Raw genomic sequence first — 23,811 nt, 5'->3', positions numbered from 1 at the left:
TTCCAACCACTTCAGCGAGTTTTGTTGCCGCAGGCTTTATTTACGTGCGGTGTAGTCCTGGTATGACTTTTCTTCGACAAAGCGCGAGCCTAGCGCCAAGTTGACTTCTTTCTTGATAGCCGCACGTTTGTCGTTGGTTACGTAGACAGCACGAGCGAGCTCAATGAAACGCGGACCGAAATTCTGCCCTGCTTCTTCGTCACGGATATCGTCTTCAATCACCCAAAGCTCTTCGTTCACGGCTTTAAGCTGCTGACGCAAATCGGCAATCTCGGCAGCTTTATCTTTTACCGCCTCGTCCCACGTTGCGCTCAACTCATCCAGTTCCAAACGCACGTTCTTGACCTTCGCTTCATCTTTAATGCGCTCGGATTTGATCTCGAGGATCGTGATCTTGTCCAACACTTCACCGAAAGAAACCGGTACCTTGATTACGTCTGCCATTGTCTTGCCCTGTTTTTCCGTGAATTCAATACAGCGAAGCCGCCGGAACTGTTGGTACCGGCGGCCACCTTAGAATCGCTAACTGACTTAACCTTTAACGTGAGTCAGCCACTCAGAATGCTGAGCCAGCTTACCCTTAACCGCATCAAAATACATGCTCTGAAGCTTTTCAGTGATCGGGCCACGTTTGCCTTCGCCAATCGCCCGGCCATCCAGTTCACGAATCGGCAGCACTTCGGCCGCGGTACCCGTGAAGAAGGCTTCTTCCGCAACGTACACTTCGTCACGGGTAATCCGGCGCTCTTTCACCTGCAAGCCAAGCTCTTTGGCGAAGTCGATGATGGTGGCGCGAGTAATACCTTCCAGGCAAGACGTCAGCTCAGGGGTATGCAGAACACCGTCACGAAGGATGAAGATGTTCTCGCCGGAGCCTTCCGCGACATAGCCTTCGTTATCCAGAAGCAACGCTTCTTCCGCACCGCCAGAGATCGCTTCATTCAACGCCAACATGGAGTTGATGTAGTTACCGTTGGCCTTCGCCTTACACATCGTGATATTGACGTGGTGACGGGTGTAAGAGGAGGTACGCACCTTAATGCCTACTTCTTTGGCTTCTGGCGACATGTAAGACGGCCAGCTCCAGGCTGCAACCATTACATGAACCTTCAGGTTGTCAGCTCGAAGCCCCATGCCTTCAGACCCCAAAAAAACCATGGGACGCAGGTAGGCTTCGTCCAGATTGTTTTCGCGCACGGCAGCACGCTGGGCTTCGTTAATTTCATCCTTGCTGAACGGCATTTTCATGTTCAGGATATGAGCCGAGCGGAACAGACGATCGGTGTGCTCTTTCAGGCGGAAAATCGCCGGGCCACTGGCAGTATTGTAGGCTCGCACCCCTTCAAAACAGCCGAGGCCGTAGTGCAAGGTATGGGTAAGGACGTGGGTCTTGGCTTCACGCCATTCAACCATTTCACCATCCAGCCAGATAACGCCATCGCGATCAGCCATCGACATTTCTTTTCTGCTCCTAAAAAAGCCATATTCGGGGGAACTCGCATTCTAGCAGGAATAGCTGCCAGAAATAAATTTAGCTTGCTAATCAAGCATAACTTTTTTCCACATCTTTTCGATATATTCACGCTCATCGGAAAATCGATCTCCTTCCACGCGACTGCTCAGGTTCTGCAGAGCCCGTCGGTGGATCGTGGAACGCAACGTGATGTACGCCTCTCGAAGCTTTTCGGTGTCTGCTACGTCCAACACACCCGCTCGCCCCAACTCTTCCAGTTGGCGAATATTATCACTCCACTGGGTTAACTCCGGGTGCTCTCCACTCCAGGCCAGCATCAGGTATTGCACCATGAACTCGATGTCCACAATGCCGCCGAAGTCGTGTTTAACATGAAACTCTTCGGCTCGTTTCGCCTCTGGCGTCCCCAGATTGACACGCATTTTCTCCCGCATGCTGACAACCTCCTTGCGCAGCGCAGGCTTATCACGCTTGGCACACAAAATGTCATGCCGAACCTTCTCGAAGGCCGCCAAGGTATCTCGACACCCGGCTACGCCTCGAGCGCGAGCCAGCGCCTGGTGCTCCCAGGTCCATGCATCGTTTTGCTGGTATTTCTCAAACGACTTAAGCGTGCTGACTAGCAGTCCCGAGTTACCGGAAGGACGCAGACGCATATCCACTTCGTACAGCTGGCCAGACGGTGTTTGAGTGCTGAGGATGTGCACAATACGCTGGCCAAGGCGGGTGTAGAAGATGGCATTATCGATCGGTTTTTCGCCGTCGGTGGTTAACAGCGGGTCGGACTGGTGTACAAACACCAAATCAAGGTCCGAGGTATACCCCAGTTCGATACCACCGAGTTTGCCGTAACCCAGTATCGCGAAGTCGGTATCGTAGGCCGTGCCATCAGAGCGTTGAGGGCGCCCGTGTCGACTCACCAGATTCGAGAAGGCCACATCCACCACGTGATCCAGCACCACTTCCGCAATCCAAGTCAGGTAATCACTCACCTTCATCAGCGGCAAGGTCCCCTTAAGCTCAGAGGCTGCTACTCGCAGGGTGTGCGCTTTTTTGAAGTGACGAAGGGACTCCATCTGCTCTTCGAGATCTTCATAGGGGATGCGCAACATTTGTTGGCGCAAGTCATCCTGCAACGCTTCTTTGGCGGGCGGGCTGTACAAACTCTCTGCGTTGAGCAGCTCGTCCAGCAACAGCGGCGTGTCCGCCAGCAGCTTGGCAATCCACGGGCTCTCACTGCATAGCCGCACTAGCTGAGTGAGCGCGTTGGGGTTTTCCACCAGCAGGACCATGTAGGCCGTCCGGCGCAGAATAGCCTCAACCAACAGCAACACCCGCTCCAACGTTTCCGAGGGATTCTCCACTCCGGTCAGCGCACTCAACAACAGGGGCATGAATTGATTCAGGCGTTTACGACCCTGAGTTTGCATCGTTTGCACGGTGCGACCGCTGTGTAAGGCAGTCAGCAATTTGTAACTACCCTCAGGGCTCTCATACCCTTGTTCGGCCAACCACTCAATGGCCGCGGGCTCATCCATTTCCGACAGCCAAAGCTCAAACCAGCCATCATCCACCGCGGCATCGCCGTCACCCTCTTCGTCTTCTGTCGCGATGATATTCGCAAAGTGCAGCGCCACCCGCTGTCGGTGGCTCGCTAACGCCGACTCGCAAGCAACCCAGTCGGCAAATCCCATAATTCGTGCGATTCGGGCCTGGCACAGAGAACTGTCCGGTAAGGTTTGGGTTTGCTTGTCTTCCACCCCTTGCAGGGCGTGTTCGATATTCCTTAAGAAGATATAGGCTTCGCGCAGTTCAGTGACAACGGGTGAAGGCAACAGCTCCAGTTCTTCCAGTTCTTTGAGGATATTGAGCAATTCCCGCTGCTGCAGCTCCCGATCACGGCCGCCACGTATCAGCTGGAACGCCTGCACCACAAACTCGATCTCCCGAATCCCCCCGCTACCCAGTTTTATATTATCTTCCAGCCCCTTGCGGCGAACCTCCCGACCAATCATCGCTTTCATATTGCGAAGCGATTCGAAGGCGCTGAAATCGATGTACTTCCGGTATACGAAAGGCCGCAAGCTCTCGATCAGAACCTCGCCCGCCCGCTGATCACCGGCGACGACCCGCGCCTTCACCATCGCGTAGCGCTCCCAATCGCGGCCTTGGTCCTGATAGTAAGTTTCCAATGCGGCAAAGCTCAGGGCCAAAGCCCCGCTCTGGCCATAGGGCCTCAGACGCATGTCGACCCGAAACACAAAGCCATCGGCGGTGATCTGATCCAACGCCTGAATCAACCGCTGCCCCAGGCGAATGAAGAACTGCTGGTTGTCCAACGCACGGCGACCACCTTGGGTCTCCCCGTTGGACGGAAAGGCAAAAATCAGATCAATATCCGAGGACACGTTCAGCTCGCGCCCACCAAGCTTGCCCATCCCGAGCACCACCATACGCTGAGCCGACTCTTCCCCGGTTACAGGGTCTTTGCCCCACGGCGTTCCGAATTCGTCACACGCTCTGGTGTAGAGCCAATCCAGCGCCCCATCAATACAGACATCGGCAAAGCCACTGGTGGCCAGCATGGTTTCCTTGAGGTCTGCCCATCCCATCAAGTCCCGCCAGATAATGCGAAATTGCACCTCGCGACGAAAGCGGCGCAAAGCGCTGTGGAGATCCGGTTCGACATCTACCGCGTCCAGATAACTGGCCCAGCGCTCGACCAGCCACGCTTCAGTGGTGGGCTCAGTCATCGGGCGGCTAGCGAAAACCTCCCGCATGCAGTCAGGGTGGCGTTGAAGGGTCTGGCGCAGAAACACGCTGCGCGCCACAGCCTCTGCAATGTCCGACTCGGATACAACAGCCAACCAGTCGGGCACGCCGTCTGGAAATATCGATGACCAGCAGGCCGATACATCATCAGCAAGCTCTGCCGACAGCGATTCCCAAGGCTCGGACATAACGCAACTCCCTTATCTCTCTGATATATTCCAAGTACTGTATAACGAACTCGCCAAGGACTGAACAGGCCCCGACATCCATGATGAGAAACAAGCGACCGCTAAATCCCGAGCACACTCAGTCGCACCTACCGATGGGAGGGTTAATACGCCAACGCGTCAAGCGCCTGTTCCTGACACTTGCAGCCCTGACATGCGTCCACATTCTGATTCTCTGGACGTTCGAACCCCTGACATTGCTGGAGTCCGCATGGCTTACCATGACAACGCTGGTCACGGTTGGCTACGGCGACTTTGCGCCGGTCACCGTCGTGGGTCGCATCAGCACGGTGTTGCTGATGTTTATTTCCTCAATCACCCTGCTGACACTGATCGTCAGCGATTATATTGAATACCGCTTTTATCGCCGCGAACGAATCCTGACTGGACGCTGGATCTACAACATGAAAGACCACATCGTAATCATTAACACCCCCCGTAGCGGAGGCGAGCAATACTTCATGCGCTTCGCCTCTCAAATTCGCTCAATCCCCGAATACCACACCGTCCCGATCATTCTCTTGACTCGCAAATTCCCCGGAGGCTTACCGGCAGAATTGAGAGATTGCGGCATGGTGCACTTTCATGGTGCAGGAAACGATCCTGACGCACTGAAGGCGGTCCACGCAGGCGACGCGCGGCACATCATCGTTCTCGCCGCCGATGAAACCGACGCTTTCTCCGACAGTCTGACCTTCGACATATCCCACCGATTGACCGAGTCCAACCTGGGCAGTCGAACAACCGTAGAATGCGTCAGCGACGTCAACCGGGAGCGCTTCAAAACCCTTGGTGTACGCACCGTGATTCGCCCTGTTCGTACCTATCCCGAAATCATGGTGCGGGCCGTAGTAGCGCCGGGTTCCGAAAAAGTTCTCGAGGACATGTTCAATTACGAGCGAGACCACCCCCATCGCTATGAGCTTGAACTGGATGATCTGACCTGGGCCGACATCGTAAGCGCCCTGGTCCGTCATGGCATCGGAACCGCCCTCGCCTATATCGATCACGATAATGAAGTTATCTGCCACCCAGCCTCAAACAAAGAAGTGGAAGGCAAAGGGCTGATCGTACTCGTAAGCTCCAGCGACACACCAACCGTCACCGTAGTGGAAGAAGCCTTGGATCGGTATCGGGAATTCCTCAAGAAGTGGCGTGAGTTGCAGGACAATGGCAAAGAACGTAAAAAATAGAATCAATGGGGCCATCCATGTCATTTCTGGACGCTGAATTTTTCCAGCCATTATTCATAGCGCTCGCCGCGAATGAAGACAGCCAGATTCAAATCGCTGCATCCACGTTCAACGCAGCCGATTTAGCAGACTTCATCGAAACCCACCCTGAAACCGATGCTGGCATACGGCTGTTAAAGGCATTACCCACGGAACAAGGCGCAAAGGTGCTCGGGTACATTGGCCCTACAATGCAAACCCTGATAGCCGACCAGCTCCCAACTCGGAGTCTGACCGACCTGGTAACGGCCATGCCGTCGGACGAGCGAGCCGACTTCTTCCAACGACTGGACGAACAAAGACAGCACACCCTGTTCCAGTCACTGGCCAGTAAAGAACGGGAAGACCTTCGACGCCTTGCCAGTTTCGAAGAAGGCACCGCCGGGGCCTTGATGAGCTCCGATTACGCGATGATCAACACGGGTGTGACCGCAAGCGCCGCTATCGACTCGCTTCGTAAAACCGCGCCTGACAAGGAAACCATCTACCACGCTTATGTTGTGGACGGAAACCATACGCTGTTAGGGGCCGTGTCTCTTAGAAACCTGATTACGGCAACGCCCAGCGCCTCAGTCAACGATCTGATCGCGACCGGCTTGGTGACCGCGAAGACAGACACTTCGCAGGAAGAGGTGGCGCGGTTAATTTCGCGATATGACTTGCTGGCCTTGCCGATTATGGATCACGACAACCGGCTGGTCGGCATCGTCACCTACGATGACGCCATGGATGCGGCCGAAGCAGAAGCCACAGAAGACATGCACAAAGGTGCGACGGTGGGAAAACTCACCAGCACCCTGAGAGATGCCTCTCCGTTTTCTCTATATCGCTCTCGTGTGCAGTGGCTCGTCATCCTTGTGTTCGCCAATATTTTTACTGGCGCCGGTATCGCCTATTTTGAAGAGATCATTTCCGAGCACATCGCTCTGCTGTTCTTTATGCCACTGCTCGTAGCCAGCGCGGGTAATGCTGGCGCTCAATCGGCCACTTTGATGGTTAGGGGCATGGCGACCGGCGATGTCACGGTTACCGACTGGGGGCGTTTGCTGGGCAAGGAGACGTTAGTCGCCACCGGCCTGGGCTTGACGATGGCCGCCGTGGTCATGGTGGTGGGACTGTTCAGGGCGGGCCCGGAGATCGCGGGAGTCGTTGCGGTGACCATGATCGTGGTGGTGATGGTCGGCAGCTTGATCGGTATGCTGCTGCCCTTCCTACTCGACAAGCTGAAGTTTGACCCGGCCACCGCCAGCACCCCACTGATCACGACCATTGCAGACGTGAGCGGCGTGCTGATTTATTTCAGTATTGCCACGGCCTTACTCGATATCAGCTAGCGGAAGCGATCGCTAATTGAAGCTCACCCATTTGGGGAATGCGCTGAATCATATCGGGAACGGTGACGCCATCGACCAATTCCGGCATGAGCTGGCCCCACACATCCTTAAGATTCACTTCACCGGCCACTCTTTGTACCACTTGCAACGAATCAGCCGAGAACACGACAGGCTCCTGCAAGAGCCAGGCGAGACTTAATTGGTGCAAAAACCCCGTCACAGATAACGCCTCGGCACTTTGGACCAGCGTGGGTTGATGAATGCCCGCCAAGTGATAGCCTTGCTCCGCTTTACTCACCAAATTAAGGAATACCGGAACGTCACGCGCCAGCGCAGCGGCCCATACTATCAGTGACTCCGGGTTGCCGGATTTCAGTTCAAACTCTACTTCGTACAGGGGCCTTGCGGCACCGCTCCCCACAATCTCTCCAGAATCGACCGCGACCTCAATCACTGTATCCGAGGTATTTAGCATTACGATCTGACGACGGAAGTTGGTTTCAAATACCAGTTGAAGCTCGGACAAATCCAACTGATCCCTGAGCGGGGTTTGCTCGAGTAACGACAAATCCAGATCAGCACTCGGCAGCTCCCATTCCCACTCTTCTCGCCGATGAGCGCCGTCCACAAACTCGCCTTGGGTTTTCAGGGTCTGGATGCACCGGCCGCCAGCCTCGCGCACACGCAACGCCGCTTTCGCTCGATTGAGTGCTGCGCCTGGGGTGTCGTAGTAACGGTTTATCAACACCTTCCCAGGACCTTCGCAAGCTTCCGACTGGGCGAGCAACCACTCCAGCGCTTTTGTTTGGGATGGTTCAGACAGAGTGAGTTTGATTTCGAGCTCAGTGGCCATAGGAAATTCCTGAAAAACGGGAAGACTAAAAATACAAAAACCGGTGACCTGAGTCACCGGTTTTCGATACTACTGGATTAGCTGGTTAGCTGATCAGAAGTAGTAAACAGCACCAACAGAGGCGGCTGAAGCTTCGCTCTTATTAGCAACACCGTAAACTCCGTCATCACCGCCGGCCAGGTTGCCTTCGACGTAGACGTACATGTTGTCAGACAGGTTATGCAGCGCCTGCAGAGAAATAGTGTCCATTTTGTCGTCACCGCTTACGCCGTCAGCTTCTGCCAGCTCGTATGACAACGCGAACACGTTCTTGCCCATAGTGTACGTACCCTGAACACCAACAACGTCGTAGGCATCTTTACGAGTCTGGTACTCAAATGACGCGCCTACAGCACCTGCGTCATAGCCTACACGCACACCGTAGGTGTTTTCGTTGTTCTTCGGAGTCGTAGCCGTGCCGGAAGAATACGATGTCGCGCCATCGTTAGAATCCATAGCAAAAGCAAGGGTCAGCGCGTCAACGGAATAGATCGCGGCCAACTGGTACGGGTAGCTCTTGCTACCACCGGACTGCGTATCGCCATCACCATTCACCTGAACGGCAGCACCCAACTTAAAACCACCGAAAGAAGGTGACATATACTGGATCAAGTCGCCTTCACCTGTGGAGTAGCTACCACCGATGCTGTACGCCGCCACTTCGTAGTAGTTTGCGATCTGGTCGATAGCAGACTCGTAGATTGAGTCGTCAGAACCTACCCAAACCTGACCGAAGCTATCACCTTTTACCCCGATGTAGGCTTCATCCAACTTGATGCGACCACGACCCTTTGACTTGTCGTCTGCATCAATACCATCCAGCTCCAACTTGAAGAAACCAGTGATACCAGGAGCGATTTCATGGTCGTGCTTAATGCCAATGGTGGAGCCATTGTCATTGTGGGAAAGGTCACTGCTGCCGCCATCAACGTTGTTGTGGGTCAGAGCATACTGAATGTTACCGTAAACAGTCGGCAGGTTGCTTTCTTGGGCCAGAGCAGCGCCAGAGAAGGTTGCAGCTGCGATAGCAGAAGCAAGAATAGTTTTTTTCATGTTACATCTTCCTTTGTGAGTTAACTCAGGTTCTTCGACGGGTCTTAAAGCCCGATCTATTCTTTTTATCTAACAAGGCGAACAGCAGACCTTGATTCTCAGTCACTTACAGAACTCTGTTAAAGTTCCCTGTGATGAAACTGTTTTAATACAACAATTGCATTTTTGCAAATCTTTGCAGGCTATTTTTTAACCTATTCAAGTTCCCGTTTCAAAACTTGTGCGGCCTCCGATACTTACCGCAAGTGAGGGCGGTGAACGCAAAATCGAGACCTAATTCCACATTTTTCTTTTCAGCCAACAAGTTACAAATTTCACTTCGTGCCGAGCGCGCTTTAAAATATGGTTTTAGCGCTCCCTACCCTCAATAACGCCCCACTTTCGAGCATGACTTCACCGTTTAAATGACCTAATTTGACTCATTCGCTTCTAACAAAAAGGTCACAGGGCCGTCATTCAGTAACGCCACCTTCATGTCTGCCCCAAACTTACCGGTTTGCACACGCTCAACTCCTAGCAGATCCTTTGCCTGAGCAACGAACTCCTCATACAAGCCATTAGCAACGTCGGGAGCAGCTGCCCGGGAAAAGCCCGGCCGGGTTCCGGAGGACGTATCCGCCGCCAAAGTGAACTGGGGAACAATCAGAAGCGAGCCACCGGAGTCCTGAACGTTCACGTTCATCCGGCCTTGCTCGTCGGGGAAGACCCGATAAGAGAGAATCTTTTGGCACAATTCCCTTGCCTCTTTTGATGCGTCATCCCTTTCCACGCCCAATAGCAATAAGAGCCCATTACCAATACTGGCAATTTGGCGACCCTTTACGGCAACACTAGCCTCCGATACTCGCTGGATCAATCCTTTCATTTAGTCCCTTGGCAGTTCAGCTCGGAGGGTTAAAAAGCGGTAACGAGCCAAAGTGTATAGGGGCAATGCGCAGGCCGCAACCCCGAAAAGCCAACAAAAGGTCTAATTATCAACCAGCTGAGGGCATGCTTTTGGCTGCAATCTGCTCAACTCCACGAACCAGCGCATCCACAATAGCCGGCTCAGAGGCCGAATGCCCCGCATCACGAATGATTTGCAATTCGGCTTGAGGCCAAGCTGCACTAAGCGCGATAGCATTATCCAGTGGGCACACCATGTCGTAACGACCATGCACAATTATCCCCGGGATCTGCGCCAGTTTCGGCGCATTCCGAATAATTTGATCCGGCTCCAAAAAAGAGTGATTCATAAAGTAGTGACACTCAATTCGTGCCAATGCAATCGCCACATGAGGGTGTCCGAAGTGCTCAACCACCGCTGGATTAGGCTCAAGCGTGGCACAACGCCCCTCCCACACCGACCAGGCTTTCGCAGCCTGAATCTGCTCCAGCTCATTACTGCTGGTTAAACGCCGGTAATAAGCCGACACCATATCATTCCGCTCAGCTTCTGGAACAGGCGCCTGAAAGGCTTTCCAGTAATCCGGAAACACCCGACTTGCACCCTCCTGATAGAACCATTGAATATCTCGCGGGCGAGAAAGAAAGATTCCTCTCAACACCAACCCTAAAACCTTTTCCGGATGGGTTTGCGCATAGACAAGACTTAGCGTTGAGCCCCAACTGCCACCAAACAAAATCCAACGATCTACGCCAAGGAATTGCCGCACCGTTTCGATATCCGCGACCAGATTGGCCGTGCAGTTTCCCTTCAACTCCGCCAGCGGCGTCGACCGACCTGCGCCCCGCTGATCCAACAATATAATCCGGAAGCGTTCGGCATCAAAGAATCGGCGATGATAGTCCTCGCAGCCTCCACCCGGCCCCCCATGCACAACCAGTACAGGTGTTCCATCGGGATTACCGGACTCTTCCAGATACAGTTCATGAACGTCGTCCACCGCGAGATGGTGGCGGGCATAGGGTTGGATTTCGGGATAGAGAGTAAGCATGACCGACTCCGATGAATGATTACCGGAAGTCTAGCCGAGAATGGCGAGAGAGATTACAGATTTAATGCAGGAGAGACTGGCTATAGTCGAAGGGCAATCAGCCCGGAGCAGCAAGACAAACGCTCAAGGAAAAACGACGTTTTCCTCAAAGCGAATACCTCACCCCTCCGGGCTAACCGTATCTTACTTCTTACCGGCGCGCTTACGCTCGTTTTCGGTCAGAAGCTTTTTACGCAGACGAATCGATTTGGGCGTTACTTCTACCAGCTCGTCGTCATCAATAAACTCAAGCGCCTGCTCAAGTGTGAACTTGATGGGCGGTACCAGGGCGATAACCTCGTCTTTACCAGACGCACGCATGTTATCGAGCTTCTTACCCTTGGTCGGGTTAACCACCAGATCGCTATCGCGACTGTGAATACCACTCAACTGGCCTTCATAAATTTCCTGACCTGGCTCGAGGAACAGCTTGCCTCGGCTCTGCAGAGTTTCCAGCGAGTAGGTCAGCGCAGTACCGGTCGCCATAGAGACGATGACACCGTTCTGACGACTGGTCACTTCACCCATCTTCACAGGACCATAGTGACTGAAGGTCGAGGTCAGAATGCCTGTACCGGAGGTCATGGTCAGGAAAGTGTTACGGAAACCGATCAAGCCACGGGCTGGAATGGTGTATTCCAAACGCATGCGACCTTTGCCGTCCGGGATCATGTTGGTCATATCGCCACGGCGCAGACCCATTTGCTCCATAATGGGGCCCTGGTGCTGCTCTTCGATGTCGATGATCACGTTCTCGTACGGCTCTTGCTTTACACCGTCGACTTCTTTGATCACGACTTCCGGACGACCAACCGCCAGCTCAAAGTTCTCACGGCGCATGTTTTCGATCAGTACCGACAGGTGCAGCTCACCACGACCAGACACTTTGAACTTGTCGGCGGAATCGCCTTCTTCAACACGCAGCGCTACGTTGTGCAGCAACTCTTTTTCCAGACGCTCTTTGATATTACGGCTGGTTACGTACTTACCTTCTCTACCGGCAAACGGCGAGTCGTTGACCTGGAAAGTCATCGAAACCGTAGGCTCGTCAACGGTCAGCGCCGGCAGCGCCTCAACGTTAGAGGGGTCACACAAGGTGTCCGAAATAAAGAGCTGATCCAAGCCGCTCACGCACACAATGTCGCCCGCCTGAGCTTCATCAACTTCGACGCGCTGCAGACCGGAGTGACCCATGATTTTGAGGATTCGGCCGTTACGCTTTTTGCCGTCAGCGCCAATCGCAACCACCGGAGTGTTGGTGGAGACTTTACCACGCGCGATGCGGCCGATACCGATCACACCCAGGAAGCTGTTGTAGTCCAGCTGGGAAATCTGCATCTGGAACGGCAGATCCAGATCTACGTCAGGTGCTGGCACGAAATCAACGATGGCCTGGAAAACGGCATCCATGTTGTCTTGCATATCTTCGTGATCCATACCCGCAATGCCGTTCAGGGCACTGGCGTATACGATCGGGAAGTCGAGCTGTTCATCGGTAGCGCCGAGATTATCGAACAGGTCAAATACCTGATCGACTACCCAATCCGGGCGAGCGCCAGGACGGTCAATTTTGTTTACAACAACAATCGGGCGCAAACCTGCCGCGAACGCTTTTTGCGTCACGAAGCGTGTTTGAGGCATCGGGCCGTCAATGGAATCGACCACTAGCAGAACACTGTCTACCATGCTCATGACTCGCTCAACCTCGCCACCGAAATCAGCGTGTCCCGGGGTGTCCACGATGTTGATGTCGTAGTCTTTCCACTTCAGCGCAGTGTTCTTCGCCAGAATGGTAATTCCACGCTCTTTTTCCTGGTCATTGGAGTCCATAACGCGCTCGTTTTCGAGCTCCTTACGGTCCAAAGTACCGGACTTGCGCAACAATTGGTCAACCAAGGTCGTTTTACCGTGGTCTACGTGGGCAATAATGGCAACGTTTCTAAGCTTATCAATCACAACTGGTATCCTGCAGAAATTAGCGGGACGCAGTATATCGAAAAGTCCATGTCGATAATATGAAGATTAGTGCTTAATATGTAATCAATCACCAGGCGCACTGTTATTAGGCATTTACGAGAGCGACGCACTACATCGGTGCACAATTGAGACACTTAAAACACTGGACGTTGCGCCCAGAGCGCCCCGCCATCGCCCGAAAGCCCCGCAGCTGCGCTTTTGTGAGGCAATATTGGCAAACTGGCAAGCCCCTTGCTTATGTACAATCAGCCGCAATTGACAGGTAAGGGCCACCAGCTTCTGATAAGCTTCCCTCACCTACAAGCAGATCGGGCCTCAGTACACTGAACGATCCGGCACAACGAACATGTATAACTTACGGAGCATGCACAATGTCCAAGACTGTTGATTTGATCAAAGAGCACGAAGTCAAATGGGTCGATCTTCGTTTCACAGACACCCGCGGTAAAGAGCAACATGTAACCTTGCCCGCATCTGAAGTTGACGAAGACTTCTTTGCAGACGGCAAGATGTTCGATGGCTCTTCCATCTCTGGCTGGAAAGGCATCAACGAATCCGACATGATCCTGATGCCGGATGACACCAGCTCCGTACTGGACCCGTTCACCGAAGAAACCACCATCAACATTACCTGTGACATTGTGGAACCTACCACCATGCAAGGTTATGAGCGCGACCCCCGCTCTGTTGCTCAGCGTGCTGAAGAGTACCTGAAGTCCACAGGCATCGCTGATGGCGCACTGTTCGGCCCCGAGCCCGAGTTCTTCATTTTTGATTCCGCAAAATGGAAAACCGACATGCAGGGCTCTATGTACGAGCTCTTCTCGGAAGAAGCGGCCTGGGTATCCGGCGAAGACTTCGACCGCAACAACACCGGTCACCGTCCGGGCGTTAAAGGCGGCTACTTCCCCGTGCCACCAGTAGACAGCCTGCACGACCTGCGTGGCGCCATGTGCGCAGCCATGGAGTCCATGGGCCTGACCATCGAAGTACACCACCACGAAGTGGGCACCGCAGGCCAGTGTGAAATCGGCGTAGGCCCTAACAGCCTGACCAAAAAAGCAGACGAAGTGCAGATCCTTAAGTACTGCGTGCACAACGTTGCTCACGCTTACGGCAAGACAGCCACTTTCATGCCCAAGCCAGTTGTCGGCGACAACGGTTCCGGCATGCACGTGCACATGTCCCTGAGCAAAGACGGCAAGAACCTGTTCGCAGGTGACAGCTACGCTGGCCTGAGCGACGAAGCCCTGTACTACGTTGGCGGCATCATCAAGCACGCCAAGGCTATCAACGCGTTCACCAACCCGGCCACCAACAGCTACAAGCGTCTGGTACCTGGCTACGAAGCACCGGTTATGCTGGCCTACTCAGCCCGTAACCGCTCTGCCTCTATCCGCATCCCATACGTAAACAGCGCGAAAGCCCGTCGTGTTGAAGTTCGCTTCCCTGACCCGGCTGCCAACCCGTACCTGGCCTTCTCCGCACTGATGATGGCTGGCCTGGACGGCATTCAGAACAAGATCCACCCTGGCGATGCCATGGACAAGGATCTGTATGACCTGCCGAAAGAAGAAGCCCTGAACATTCCGAAGGTTGCCGAGACTCTGCAAGAAGCTCTGGACGCCCTGAAAGATGATCACGAGTTCCTGACCCGTGGCGGCGTGTTCACTGAAGACATGATTGCTGGATACATCGATCTGAAGCGTGCCGAAGTTGAGCGCATCAACATGACCACGCACCCGGTTGAGTTCGAGCTGTACTACTCCTGCTAAATCACTGCACCACCACGGTGCTGTGAAGCAGTAAAAAAACCCGCCTCGGCGGGTTTTTTTGTGGTCGCCTCCACAAAATAAGCCTTTCAACTGTCGCTCTTAACGAGATGTAACCTAGCGATCCATTCACGGCGTTGATATCCCCTCCGTTGCCACTGATAATCAAGAAAGTTAACCAGAGCACAGGCCACGATCATGAAAACACTTGTCACGCTCGCATCCGGAATGCTTTTACTTGCCTCTTCAGCCAGTTGGGCTGAGGTTTATCGCCACGTTGATGCACAGGGCAACGTCACGTTCTCTGACGAACCCATCAAGGGCGCCGAAACCGTCAAAGTGAAGCCCGTCACAACCATCACACTACCCAAACCCGAAGTCGTGCGCGAAACCGACAAACTGCGCGACGAGGTTGATCGTGAGGGGGCGTCTTATGACACTCTCGCGTTCGCTTACCCGCAAAATGATCAGGCCTTCCATAGTGGAAACGGCACCGTGACCTTTGAAATACAAAGCACACCGGCCCTGAAGCCTGACCACAAATACGAGATCACTCTCGATGGGCAACCAGTTGGCCAAAGTACGTCTGGCTCCGTCACCGTGCAGAATATTAATCGCGGGACCCACAGCGCCGTCGCTCACATCGTGGACCGCAATGGCGTACAGGTTAAAACAGGCCAAACCATTCGCTTCACTGTGCACCGCCCATCTATTGCACGGTAGAACAACCGCACCAAACTAGTGCGAATGCACTGTATCAGTGCCATGCTGTAGGCGACTAAAGGGCAAAACCCGGGTCGCTTGCCGCCACTCCTCCTGCTTTGCATCCATTCAAAGCACGATTGACCTTTCCCGGGCACCCAATCTTGCACAAACGCAACTTATTGGACGAGACAGAAAAACTGGTTCGTTTATTGCTAAATAAATAGCTATATCCATGAGCGCCCAACGGGATTCTTGCATGTCGTTTCGACCATCCACCACCCTGGAAACCGGGTATAAAAGTATTCTCGATAGCCTGACAACAGCGGTGCTGGTGCTTGGCGATGATCTGACCATTCGCTACCTGAATCCAGCCGCCGAGAACCTGTTTGAAACGAGCCTTATGCGAACACAGGGCACGCCACTGCACGATGTCCTCATCGATTCGGAAAATGCTTTAAGAACACTGCACGCAGCAGCCAAAAACGGTCAATCTTACACTCGGCGCGAGGCGGAATTTGCGTTACTGACTGGTTCCCGCCTAACGGTAGACTACTCCGTCAGCCCCATCAGCATTGACCCTATTGAACTACTGGTAGAGCTGCAGCCCATAGACCGCCAGCTGCGCATCAGCAGGGAAGAAGACATCATTTCTCAGCAAGAAGCGTCCCGAATTCTTGTACGAGGCATGGCTCATGAAATCAAGAATCCTTTGGGCGGTATTCGAGGCGCAGCGCAGCTGCTCGCCCGAGAATTGGACAGCGATGGCCAACGCGAATACACCCAAGTCATCATTAATGAGGCCGACCGACTGCGAAGCTTGGTTGACCGTATGCTTGGGCCAAACAAAGCACTGCAAATCGCGCCCACTAACATACATCAGGTTCTGGAACGTGTTCGCACCCTGATCGAGGCGGAAAGCCGGGGCAAAGTTCAGCTGCTGCGAGATTACGATCCCAGCATCCCGGAATTCTCGGGCGACAAAGAACTGCTCATTCAAGCGGTATTGAACATTGCACGAAACGCCATGGAGGCTGCCTTCGAAAACGAAAATGCCTCAGGCGCCGAAGCAACACCTACGATCACCTTCCGTACCAGAACATTGCGACAGTTCACCATCGGGCATCGACGCCATCGCCTCGCTTGCCGCATCGACATCATCGACAACGGCCCCGGCATTCCCGCCGATCTGTTGCAGAACGTCTTTTACCCCATGATCAGTGGCCGAGCATCAGGCACTGGCTTGGGACTATCAATCACCCAAAGCATCATCGGCCAGCACCAGGGCCTGGTGGAATGTGAAAGCGAGCCAGGAAAAACCGACTTCATTATCTTCCTGCCTCTGGAGGACACTTTATGAATCAGCCAGAAAACGTCTGGATCATCGATGACGATAAAAGCATCCGCTGGGTGCTTGAGCGGGCCTTAAGCCAAGCAGGCTTGCAAGTCCAAGCCTTTGATAGTGGCGAAGGCATCATAGCCCGCCTGGAACGGGAGCGGCCTGAAGCGATTGTCAGCGACATTCGCATGCCCGGCGTGGATGGCATCACGCTGCTGTCCCGGATTGTTGCGCTTCACCCGGACATTCCGGTCATCATCATGACTGCCCACTCTGATTTGGACAGCGCCGTTACCAGTTACCAGACCGGAGCCTTCGAGTATCTGCCCAAACCGTTTGATGTAGATGAGGCGGTCGCTTTGGTCAAACGCGCCATCGCTCATAGCCATGAACAAAGAGCCTCGGCCGAACCACATATAGAAGAAGTTCAGAAGAGTACCGAGATCATTGGCGAAGCACCGGCAATGCAAGAGGTGTTTCGGGCGATAGGCCGGCTTTCAAACTCGAACATTACCGTACTCATCAACGGTGAAAGCGGCACGGGCAAAGAGTTGGTTGCGCAGGCACTACACAACCACAGCCCTCGCGCGCGCAACCCATTTATTGCCCTGAACATGGCCGCCATTCCCAAAGACCTTATTGAGTCCGAACTGTTTGGCCATGAAAAAGGTGCGTTCACCGGCGCCGGTGGCACTCGCCAAGGCCGCTTCGAACAAGCCAATGGTGGCACCCTGTTTCTAGATGAAATCGGCGACATGCCCGCCGATACCCAGACCCGCTTGCTGCGCGTCCTTGCCGACGGGGAGTTCTATCGGGTTGGGGGCACCACTCCTATCAAAGTGGATGTTCGCATCATCGCCGCAACCCACCAGGATCTTGAAAAACTGGTGAATGCCGGCAGCTTCAGAGAGGATTTGTTTCACCGTCTCAATGTTATTCGGATTCATTTGCCAAAACTGGCCGAACGACGGACCGATATCCCCCGTCTGGTTCAACATTTCCTCGAACAAGCAGCTAAAGAGCTCACGGTAGAACCCAAACTTCTGCGTAAAGACGCCGAAGAATACCTCTCAACTCTACCCTGGCCCGGCAACGTGCGTCAGCTTGAAAATACTTGCCGCTGGCTCACCGTTATGGCGAGCGGGCGCGAAATTCATGTTGCCGATCTGCCACCGGAGCTTCTGGATCAAGCCGAGTCCGAAAACGACGCCACGGGCCAGACTTGGCAAGAGGGTTTGAAAAACTGGGCGGAACAGGAACTCAAACGCGGTAAGAAGAGCGTGTTGGACAAAGCCGTACCAGAGTTCGAAAAGATTATGATTGAGACCGCGTTGAAACATACCGGTGGTCGCCGCCGTGACGCTTCGATTCTGCTCGGTTGGGGACGAAACACCTTAACGCGAAAAATTAATGAGCTGGGACTGGATCACCCGGAGACAGCGGACGAATAGTGCTTAACACTGCAAAGTGAATCACAAAAAACCCGAGCAATAGCTCGGGTTTTTTGTGTTAACGACTCCGTCTTAGAACGGAATATCATCATCGAAATCATCAATGGGCTCAGGCATGCTTCCCGCTTGCTGCTGAGGTGCAGGGTTATTATATCCACCCTGTTGTTGCTGTTGCTGTTGCTGTTGCGGTGCATTGTACTGTTGCTGCGGCGCTTGCGCCTGCTGCTGGGGCCGCCCCTGAGGCGCGCCTTGGTTCATGCCACCTTCACTTCCACGGCTATCCAGCATCTGCATCTGGCCGTTGATATCCACAACAATCTCGGTGGTGTAACGGTCCTGACCATCCTGCCCCTGCCACTTACGGGTTTGCAAACGTCCCTCGATATAGACTTTTGACCCTTTACGCAGGTACTGCCCGGCAACTTCCGCCACCTTGCCGAAGATAACAATACGGTGCCATTCGGTTCTCGGAACCATCTGCCCCGTCTGGCGATCCTTGTAACTTTCATCGGTCGCCAGGTTCAGGTTAACCACTGCATTACCATTCGGGGTGTATCGGGTATCCGGGTCCTGGCCCAGGTTACCAATCAGAATTACCTTATTTATGCCTCGTGCCATGTTCTGCTCCTGGTGTTTTTTAACCGAACGTCTGCGCTCCTTGCAGACATTTAATGTTTAAGTATTGTCACCCTGCCGCACAAATTCCAGGTGCGCAAGCTGATCTTCATTAAAGTGCTGACGATCCACCTTCAGGTAGGCCGTCGAAGCTTCTTCAACAATTACGACATCCGCTACGCCAGACAGACCGCGCAAGCGCTGATCGATATCGTCAAAGGTGATTGCCACCACATCACGCAATTGCACCACGAAGCTGGTGGTGTAACTCGGGGAAGGCATGGTGAGTGCCACCAACAGCCAAACGGCCAAAGCACCCGCCATCAACCACAGTACGCCATTCAAGCCGGCTTCTTGCAGCAAATAACCACCCAATGCTCCCCCAAGAAACGCTCCTAGAAACTGCGATGTCGAATAGACGCCCATCGCTGTCCCCTTGCTCGCCGCAGGCGCCTCTTTGCTGATCAACGACGGCAGGCTGGCTTCCAGGAAATTGAATGCCATGAAAAAGAAGAACAAAACAACCCAAGCCAATCCCAAGCTATCGGTCATGCCGGTCAACGCCGCAGTCGCCACTGCCAACAAGGCAATCGCGCTACAGAACACCGGTTTCATTTTACGCTTTTTCTCTCCAATGATGATAAAAGGCACCATGGCAAAGAAGGACGTCACCATCACCGTGAGGTAAAACCACCAATGGGAGGTAGCAGCCAATCCGAGTTGATCCTGCAGCATGGTCGGAAAAACCAAGAACAGCGAGGTCAGCGCGAAGTGTAGAGCAAAGATACCGAAATCCAGCCGTAACAGGCGACCGTCGGCCAAAACCTTTCCGACCATTTCTCGCGCCGGATGCGTATCGGCACTCACCTTGTGCTGGTGCGGTGTCGGCACCACCTTGGCCACCACAACCAACGCCAGCAAAGCCAAGACGGCAGTGGTGTAGAAGATACCTGACAACCCCCATGCAGCGCCTAGCAACGGCCCCACAACAAGAGAGACAGAAAAAGACAAGCCAATGGAGATGCCCACCGTTGCCATCGCCTTGGTTCGCTGCTCTTCTCGAGTAAGATCGCTCAGCATCGCCATCAAAACACTGGCTATAGCCCCTGCGCCCTGTAAAACCCGCCCAGCGATCACAACATAGATGGAGTCTGTAGCACCCGCCAGGACACTGCCGGCGGCGAACAGAATCAGGCCAAGATAGATCATCCGCTTCCGCCCCACCCGGTCCGACATCAAGCCAAACGGGATCTGAAGCAACGCCTGACTCAACCCATAGGCCCCTATCGCGAGACCAATCAGTGCCGGAGTCGCACCTTGCAAATCACTACCAAGCAGAACAAATACCGGCATAACCATAAAAAGGCCAAGCATACGCATGGCGTATACCGAAGCCAGAGCCGCTACTGAGCGTTTTTCAAGCGCGTTCATATAACCCGTGCCGGAGTGAATGGATATGATTGCGGCCGTGAGCCGAGAGGCGCGCATTGTACCAGAAGCTAGACGCTGACGGGACTACTCACCCCGGGGCGCACACGCCGAATGTCGGCAATTTAGCCGAGGCCTTCTGAAAACGATATACTGATCCTTTTTTATCGAAGCGAGGTGTTATGGAGCATATCCAGATCAAGGGCGCGCGCACCCACAACCTGAAAAACATCGACCTGGATATTCCTCGGGATAAACTTATCGTGATCACCGGACTGTCTGGCTCCGGAAAATCCTCGTTGGCGTTCGATACACTCTACGCTGAAGGGCAGAGACGTTATGTGGAATCCTTGTCGACCTACGCGCGGCAATTTCTCTCCATGATGGAAAAACCCGATGTTGATCACATCGAGGGTCTATCACCGGCCATCTCTATCGAACAGAAATCCACATCGCACAACCCGCGCTCCACAGTGGGAACGATCACCGAGATCTACGACTACCTGCGTTTGCTGTTTGCACGGGCCGGCGAGCCACGATGCCCGGACCACCATCAGCCACTAGAAGCACAAACCGTAAGCCAGATGGTAGACCAAGCTCTGGCACTACCCGAAGACAGTAAGCTGATGATCCTGGCCCCGGTCATCCGCGACCGCAAAGGCGAGCATGCTCAGGTTATCGACACCATGCGCAGCCAAGGTTTTATCAGGCTTCGGGTAGACGGAACAGTCTATGACATCGATGACGTGCCACCTCTGGACAAGAAACGTAAACACCAAATCGACGTCGTGGTTGACCGTTTCAAAGTAAAACCGGGACTGGAACAGAGGCTCGCAGAAAGCTTCGAAACCGCTCTCGACCTATCCGACGGCATTGCCCTCGTCGCACCCATGTCGGGCGAAGGCGAAGAACACACATTTTCCGCCCGCTACGCATGTAACCAATGCGGTTACTCCCTGAGCGAGCTTGAGCCACGCCTGTTTTCCTTTAACAACCCCGCCGGTGCATGCCCAACCTGTGACGGGCTGGGAGTTAAACAGTTCTTTGATCCCGAAAAAATCATTCAGCACCCGGAAGCCACCCTCGCGTCAGGGGCAATCAAAGGCTGGGACCGTCGGGCGGTCTACTATTTCCAAATGCTAAACAGCGTAGCCGAACATTACGGCATGGATCTGGAAACCCCATGGGAGGATCTTCCAGAGGATTTCCAGAATGCCCTGCTACACGGCACCGGCATCGAGGAGGTCACCTTCCGGTACGTAAACTCCCGGGGACAGATTATCGAGAAAGCGCACCCCTTCGAAGGCATCCTGCCCAACTTGGAGCGCCGTTATCGGGAAACCGAATCTCAGAGCATGCGGGAAGAACTCGCCCGTAACCTGAGCACCCAGCCTTGCAAAGATTGCCACGGTTCCCGCTTGAGACAAAGCGCACGCCACGTCTTCATCAAAGCACAAAACCTGCCTGATGTGACTCGTATGCCGGTCGGAGAGGCGCACCAATACTTCGGGGAACTTGCTCTGCCTGGTCGTAAAGGTGAGATTGCCGACAAGATTCTCAAAGAGGTTCGTGAGCGGCTTCAGTTCCTCGTCAACGTCGGCTTGGAATACCTGACCCTAGAGCGCAGCGCAGACACCCTCTCCGGTGGTGAAGCCCAACGAATTCGCCTAGCAAGCCAAATCGGTGCAGGACTGGTCGGTGTCATGTACATTCTTGATGAGCCTTCGATTGGTTTGCATCAACGCGATAACGACCGACTGCTCGCCACGCTCACCCACCTACGGGACTTGGGCAATACCGTGATCGTCGTAGAACACGATGAAGACGCGGTACGTGCTGCCGATTACGTCATCGACATTGGCCCCGGTGCAGGCGTACACGGTGGTCAAGTGGTGGCCAGAGGCACACCAGCCGATATCATCGCCAACAAGGACTCCCTCACCGGCCAATACCTCAGTGGTGAAAAGAGCATCGCAATCCCGCCAGAGCGAAACAAAGGTAACGGCAAAGCGCTTTTGCTCAACGGCGCCACTGGAAACAACCTCCAAGACGTTACGCTCACAATCCCCCTTGGTGTGATGACATGCGTAACCGGCGTATCGGGTTCGGGAAAATCCACCCTGATCAACAGCACCCTGTACCCGGTAGCGGCGGCCAAACTCAACAAAGCAACAAGCTTGACGCACGCCCCCTACAAGACCCTTAAGGGCCTTGACCACCTAGACAAAGTAATCGACATCGACCAAAGCCCTATCGGCAGGACGCCCCGATCCAACCCGGCGACCTATACCGGACTGTTCACCCCAATTCGAGAGCTATTCGCCGGAACGCAGGAAGCACGCTCCCGGGGGTATAAAGTCGGGAGATTTTCCTTCAACGTCAAAGGCGGCCGCTGCGAAGCCTGTCAGGGCGACGGCGTTATCAAGGTAGAGATGCATTTCCTACCCGATGTATACGTGCCTTGTGACATCTGCAAAGGCAAACGCTACAACCGCGAAACGCTGGAAGTACGCTACAAAGGGAAAAACATTCACGAAGTGCTCGACATGACCGTAGAAGAAGGTCGCGAATTCTTCGACGCCGTGCCGTTCCTCGCCAGAAAACTGCAGACCCTGATGGACGTCGGCCTGTCCTATATTCGCTTAGGACAAAGCGCGGTCACGCTATCCGGCGGTGAAGCACAGCGGGTTAAACTGGCTAAAGAGCTATCCAAACGGGATACCGGAAAAACCCTGTATATATTGGATGAACCGACAACCGGACTGCACTTCTACGACATCCAGCAACTGCTGAATGTCCTCCAACGGCTAAGGGACCATGGCAACACCATCGTGGTGATCGAGCACAACCTGGATGTCATCAAAACAGCTGATTGGATCGTCGACCTCGGCCCGGAAGGTGGTTCTGGCGGCGGCCAGATTATTGCGGAAGGTACGCCTGAAGACGTAGCGAACAATCCAAGCTCGCACACAGGCAAGTATTTAAAATCAATGCTGGAAAAACAAGGAAGCTAACACCGCAATCTGCCGGTGTGGGGTGACGGGAAGCTTTTCTGCTGAAAAAAGATGTCTGAGCGCAGCGAGTTATTTTTCAAAGAAAAGCTTCCATCACCCCGCACCAGCCCCGAATGACCTTCCTAACGACCCAAACACCAAATTCCAGACACAAAAAAACCGAGAACCTTTCGGATCCCGGCCTTTTCAAGAAACAGCCAACAACGATTTTACTCGTCGTCGCCCATCTCTTCAGCTTCGATGTCCAGAGGACGACCGACCAGCTCAACAAATGCCATAGGGGCATTGTCGCCAGCACGGAAACCGCACTTCAGGACACGAAGATATCCACCCGGTCGCTCGTTGTAACGGGGGCCCAGCTCGTTAAAAAGCTTAGCTACCGCTGCATCGCTACGCAGGCGCGCGAACGCCAGACGACGATTTGCTACCGAATCATTCTTTGCGAGCGTGATCAATGGCTCTGCTACCCGACGCAATTCTTTCGCTTTCGGGAGCGTCGTTTTGATCAGCTCGTGCTCAACCAGTGACGCAGTCATGTTACGGAACATGGCCT

At 53.9% G+C, this 23,811-nt stretch carries 18 protein-coding genes; 7 read left to right on the top strand and 11 right to left on the bottom strand.

Annotated features, from left to right (window positions below; all coding sequences use genetic code 11):
- Positions 1–36 precede the first annotated feature (36 nt).
- From VOI14_RS09610 to glnE, 3 genes are all read right to left on the bottom strand, one after another.
- Positions 37–444 (bottom strand): DUF6165 family protein, encoded by a 408-nt coding sequence (locus VOI14_RS09610; RefSeq protein ID WP_323751835.1) that lies wholly within the window; start codon positions 442–444, stop codon positions 37–39.
- An 87-nt stretch (positions 445–531) separates the two neighbouring features.
- Entirely contained in the window at positions 532–1,458 is a 927-nt protein-coding gene (locus tag VOI14_RS09605; RefSeq protein WP_323751834.1) for a branched-chain amino acid transaminase, read from the bottom strand.
- 81 nt (positions 1,459–1,539) lie between these two features.
- Entirely contained in the window at positions 1,540–4,434 is a 2,895-nt protein-coding gene (glnE, locus tag VOI14_RS09600; protein WP_323751833.1) for a bifunctional [glutamate--ammonia ligase]-adenylyl-L-tyrosine phosphorylase/[glutamate--ammonia-ligase] adenylyltransferase, read from the bottom strand.
- A gap of 80 nt (positions 4,435–4,514) precedes the next feature.
- On the opposite strand from glnE, the gene VOI14_RS09595 reads away from it, so the two are divergent.
- The gene (locus VOI14_RS09595; protein WP_323751832.1) at positions 4,515–5,666 is read left to right on the top strand and encodes an ion channel; all 1,152 of its coding nucleotides are present in this window, start codon (positions 4,515–4,517) and stop codon (positions 5,664–5,666) included.
- A 17-nt stretch (positions 5,667–5,683) separates the two neighbouring features.
- Complete coding sequence (gene mgtE / locus VOI14_RS09590) at positions 5,684–7,039, top strand: magnesium transporter (RefSeq protein ID WP_323751831.1); 1,356 nt, start codon at positions 5,684–5,686, stop codon at positions 7,037–7,039.
- On the opposite strand, the gene VOI14_RS09585 is transcribed toward mgtE, so the two are convergent.
- The 5 genes from VOI14_RS09585 to typA all read right to left on the bottom strand — a co-directional run bounded on the left by VOI14_RS09585 (position 7,032) and on the right by typA (position 12,916).
- Complete coding sequence (locus tag VOI14_RS09585; RefSeq protein WP_323751830.1) at positions 7,032–7,892, bottom strand: CYTH domain-containing protein; 861 nt, start codon at positions 7,890–7,892, stop codon at positions 7,032–7,034. The genes mgtE and VOI14_RS09585 overlap by 8 nt on opposite strands.
- Positions 7,893–7,985: 93 nt before the next feature.
- Positions 7,986–8,984 carry a porin gene (locus VOI14_RS09580; RefSeq protein WP_323751829.1) on the bottom strand — a complete coding sequence of 333 codons (999 nt, stop codon included), beginning with the start codon at positions 8,982–8,984 and terminating at the stop codon, positions 7,986–7,988.
- 409 nt (positions 8,985–9,393) lie between these two features.
- Positions 9,394–9,849, bottom strand: coding sequence for a D-aminoacyl-tRNA deacylase (gene dtd / locus VOI14_RS09575; protein ID WP_323751828.1), 456 nt, complete (start codon positions 9,847–9,849; stop codon positions 9,394–9,396).
- 109 nt (positions 9,850–9,958) lie between these two features.
- The gene (gene pip / locus VOI14_RS09570; protein ID WP_323751827.1) at positions 9,959–10,921 is read right to left on the bottom strand and encodes a prolyl aminopeptidase; all 963 of its coding nucleotides are present in this window, start codon (positions 10,919–10,921) and stop codon (positions 9,959–9,961) included.
- Positions 10,922–11,104: 183 nt separating this feature from the next.
- The gene (typA, locus tag VOI14_RS09565) at positions 11,105–12,916 is read right to left on the bottom strand and encodes a translational GTPase TypA (RefSeq protein ID WP_323751826.1); all 1,812 of its coding nucleotides are present in this window, start codon (positions 12,914–12,916) and stop codon (positions 11,105–11,107) included.
- Between the two features lie 392 nt (positions 12,917–13,308).
- Between typA and glnA the strand changes: the two genes are divergently transcribed.
- The 4 genes from glnA (at position 13,309) to ntrC (ending at position 18,201) form a co-directional block, all read left to right on the top strand.
- Positions 13,309–14,712, top strand: coding sequence for a glutamate--ammonia ligase (gene glnA / locus VOI14_RS09560; protein WP_323751825.1), 1,404 nt, complete (start codon positions 13,309–13,311; stop codon positions 14,710–14,712).
- A 195-nt stretch (positions 14,713–14,907) separates the two neighbouring features.
- Positions 14,908–15,432 (top strand): DUF4124 domain-containing protein, encoded by a 525-nt coding sequence (locus VOI14_RS09555; RefSeq protein WP_323751824.1) that lies wholly within the window; start codon positions 14,908–14,910, stop codon positions 15,430–15,432.
- 238 nt (positions 15,433–15,670) lie between these two features.
- Positions 15,671–16,771 (top strand): nitrogen regulation protein NR(II), encoded by a 1,101-nt coding sequence (gene glnL, locus VOI14_RS09550; protein ID WP_323751823.1) that lies wholly within the window; start codon positions 15,671–15,673, stop codon positions 16,769–16,771.
- Positions 16,768–18,201 (top strand): nitrogen regulation protein NR(I), encoded by a 1,434-nt coding sequence (gene ntrC / locus VOI14_RS09545; RefSeq protein ID WP_323751822.1) that lies wholly within the window; start codon positions 16,768–16,770, stop codon positions 18,199–18,201. The genes glnL and ntrC overlap by 4 nt, the downstream gene beginning before the upstream one ends.
- A gap of 72 nt (positions 18,202–18,273) precedes the next feature.
- On the opposite strand, the gene ssb is transcribed toward ntrC, so the two are convergent.
- Complete coding sequence (ssb, locus tag VOI14_RS09540) at positions 18,274–18,819, bottom strand: single-stranded DNA-binding protein (protein WP_323751821.1); 546 nt, start codon at positions 18,817–18,819, stop codon at positions 18,274–18,276.
- A gap of 57 nt (positions 18,820–18,876) precedes the next feature.
- Positions 18,877–20,247 carry an MFS transporter gene (locus VOI14_RS09535; RefSeq protein ID WP_323751820.1) on the bottom strand — a complete coding sequence of 457 codons (1,371 nt, stop codon included), beginning with the start codon at positions 20,245–20,247 and terminating at the stop codon, positions 18,877–18,879.
- Positions 20,248–20,426: 179 nt separating this feature from the next.
- Between VOI14_RS09535 and uvrA the strand changes: the two genes are divergently transcribed.
- Positions 20,427–23,258: an excinuclease ABC subunit UvrA gene (uvrA, locus tag VOI14_RS09530; RefSeq protein ID WP_323751819.1), complete on the top strand. Its 2,832-nt coding sequence runs from the start codon at positions 20,427–20,429 to the stop codon at positions 23,256–23,258.
- A 209-nt stretch (positions 23,259–23,467) separates the two neighbouring features.
- On the opposite strand, the gene rplQ is transcribed toward uvrA, so the two are convergent.
- A partial coding sequence (gene rplQ / locus VOI14_RS09525; protein WP_323751818.1) for a 50S ribosomal protein L17 occupies positions 23,468–23,811 on the bottom strand: 344 nt, incomplete at its 5' end.

The sequence above is a fragment of the Marinobacter sp. genome, from assembly GCF_034669625.1.
GTDB lineage: Bacteria > Pseudomonadota > Gammaproteobacteria > Pseudomonadales > Oleiphilaceae > Marinobacter.
The sequence above is the reverse complement of the archived record's forward strand: the minus strand, read 5'-3'. Positions and strand labels throughout refer to the sequence as shown.

What these genes read in the sequence shown, in the direction of transcription:
- VOI14_RS09610 (WP_323751835.1), bottom strand. Translation starts at nt 444, where the DNA reads ATGGCAGACGTAATCAAGGTACCGGTTTCTTTCGGTGAAGTGTTGGAC.
- VOI14_RS09605 (WP_323751834.1), bottom strand. Translation starts at nt 1,458, where the DNA reads ATGTCGATGGCTGATCGCGATGGCGTTATCTGGCTGGATGGTGAAATG.
- glnE (WP_323751833.1), bottom strand. Translation starts at nt 4,434, where the DNA reads ATGTCCGAGCCTTGGGAATCGCTGTCGGCAGAGCTTGCTGATGATGTA.
- VOI14_RS09595 (WP_323751832.1), top strand. Translation starts at nt 4,515, where the DNA reads ATGATGAGAAACAAGCGACCGCTAAATCCCGAGCACACTCAGTCGCAC.
- mgtE (WP_323751831.1), top strand. Translation starts at nt 5,684, where the DNA reads ATGTCATTTCTGGACGCTGAATTTTTCCAGCCATTATTCATAGCGCTC.
- VOI14_RS09585 (WP_323751830.1), bottom strand. Translation starts at nt 7,892, where the DNA reads ATGGCCACTGAGCTCGAAATCAAACTCACTCTGTCTGAACCATCCCAA.
- VOI14_RS09580 (WP_323751829.1), bottom strand. Translation starts at nt 8,984, where the DNA reads ATGAAAAAAACTATTCTTGCTTCTGCTATCGCAGCTGCAACCTTCTCT.
- dtd (WP_323751828.1), bottom strand. Translation starts at nt 9,849, where the DNA reads ATGAAAGGATTGATCCAGCGAGTATCGGAGGCTAGTGTTGCCGTAAAG.
- pip (WP_323751827.1), bottom strand. Translation starts at nt 10,921, where the DNA reads ATGCTTACTCTCTATCCCGAAATCCAACCCTATGCCCGCCACCATCTC.
- glnA (WP_323751825.1), top strand. Translation starts at nt 13,309, where the DNA reads ATGTCCAAGACTGTTGATTTGATCAAAGAGCACGAAGTCAAATGGGTC.
- VOI14_RS09555 (WP_323751824.1), top strand. Translation starts at nt 14,908, where the DNA reads ATGAAAACACTTGTCACGCTCGCATCCGGAATGCTTTTACTTGCCTCT.
- glnL (WP_323751823.1), top strand. Translation starts at nt 15,671, where the DNA reads ATGTCGTTTCGACCATCCACCACCCTGGAAACCGGGTATAAAAGTATT.
- ntrC (WP_323751822.1), top strand. Translation starts at nt 16,768, where the DNA reads ATGAATCAGCCAGAAAACGTCTGGATCATCGATGACGATAAAAGCATC.
- ssb (WP_323751821.1), bottom strand. Translation starts at nt 18,819, where the DNA reads ATGGCACGAGGCATAAATAAGGTAATTCTGATTGGTAACCTGGGCCAG.
- VOI14_RS09535 (WP_323751820.1), bottom strand. Translation starts at nt 20,247, where the DNA reads ATGAACGCGCTTGAAAAACGCTCAGTAGCGGCTCTGGCTTCGGTATAC.
- uvrA (WP_323751819.1), top strand. Translation starts at nt 20,427, where the DNA reads ATGGAGCATATCCAGATCAAGGGCGCGCGCACCCACAACCTGAAAAAC.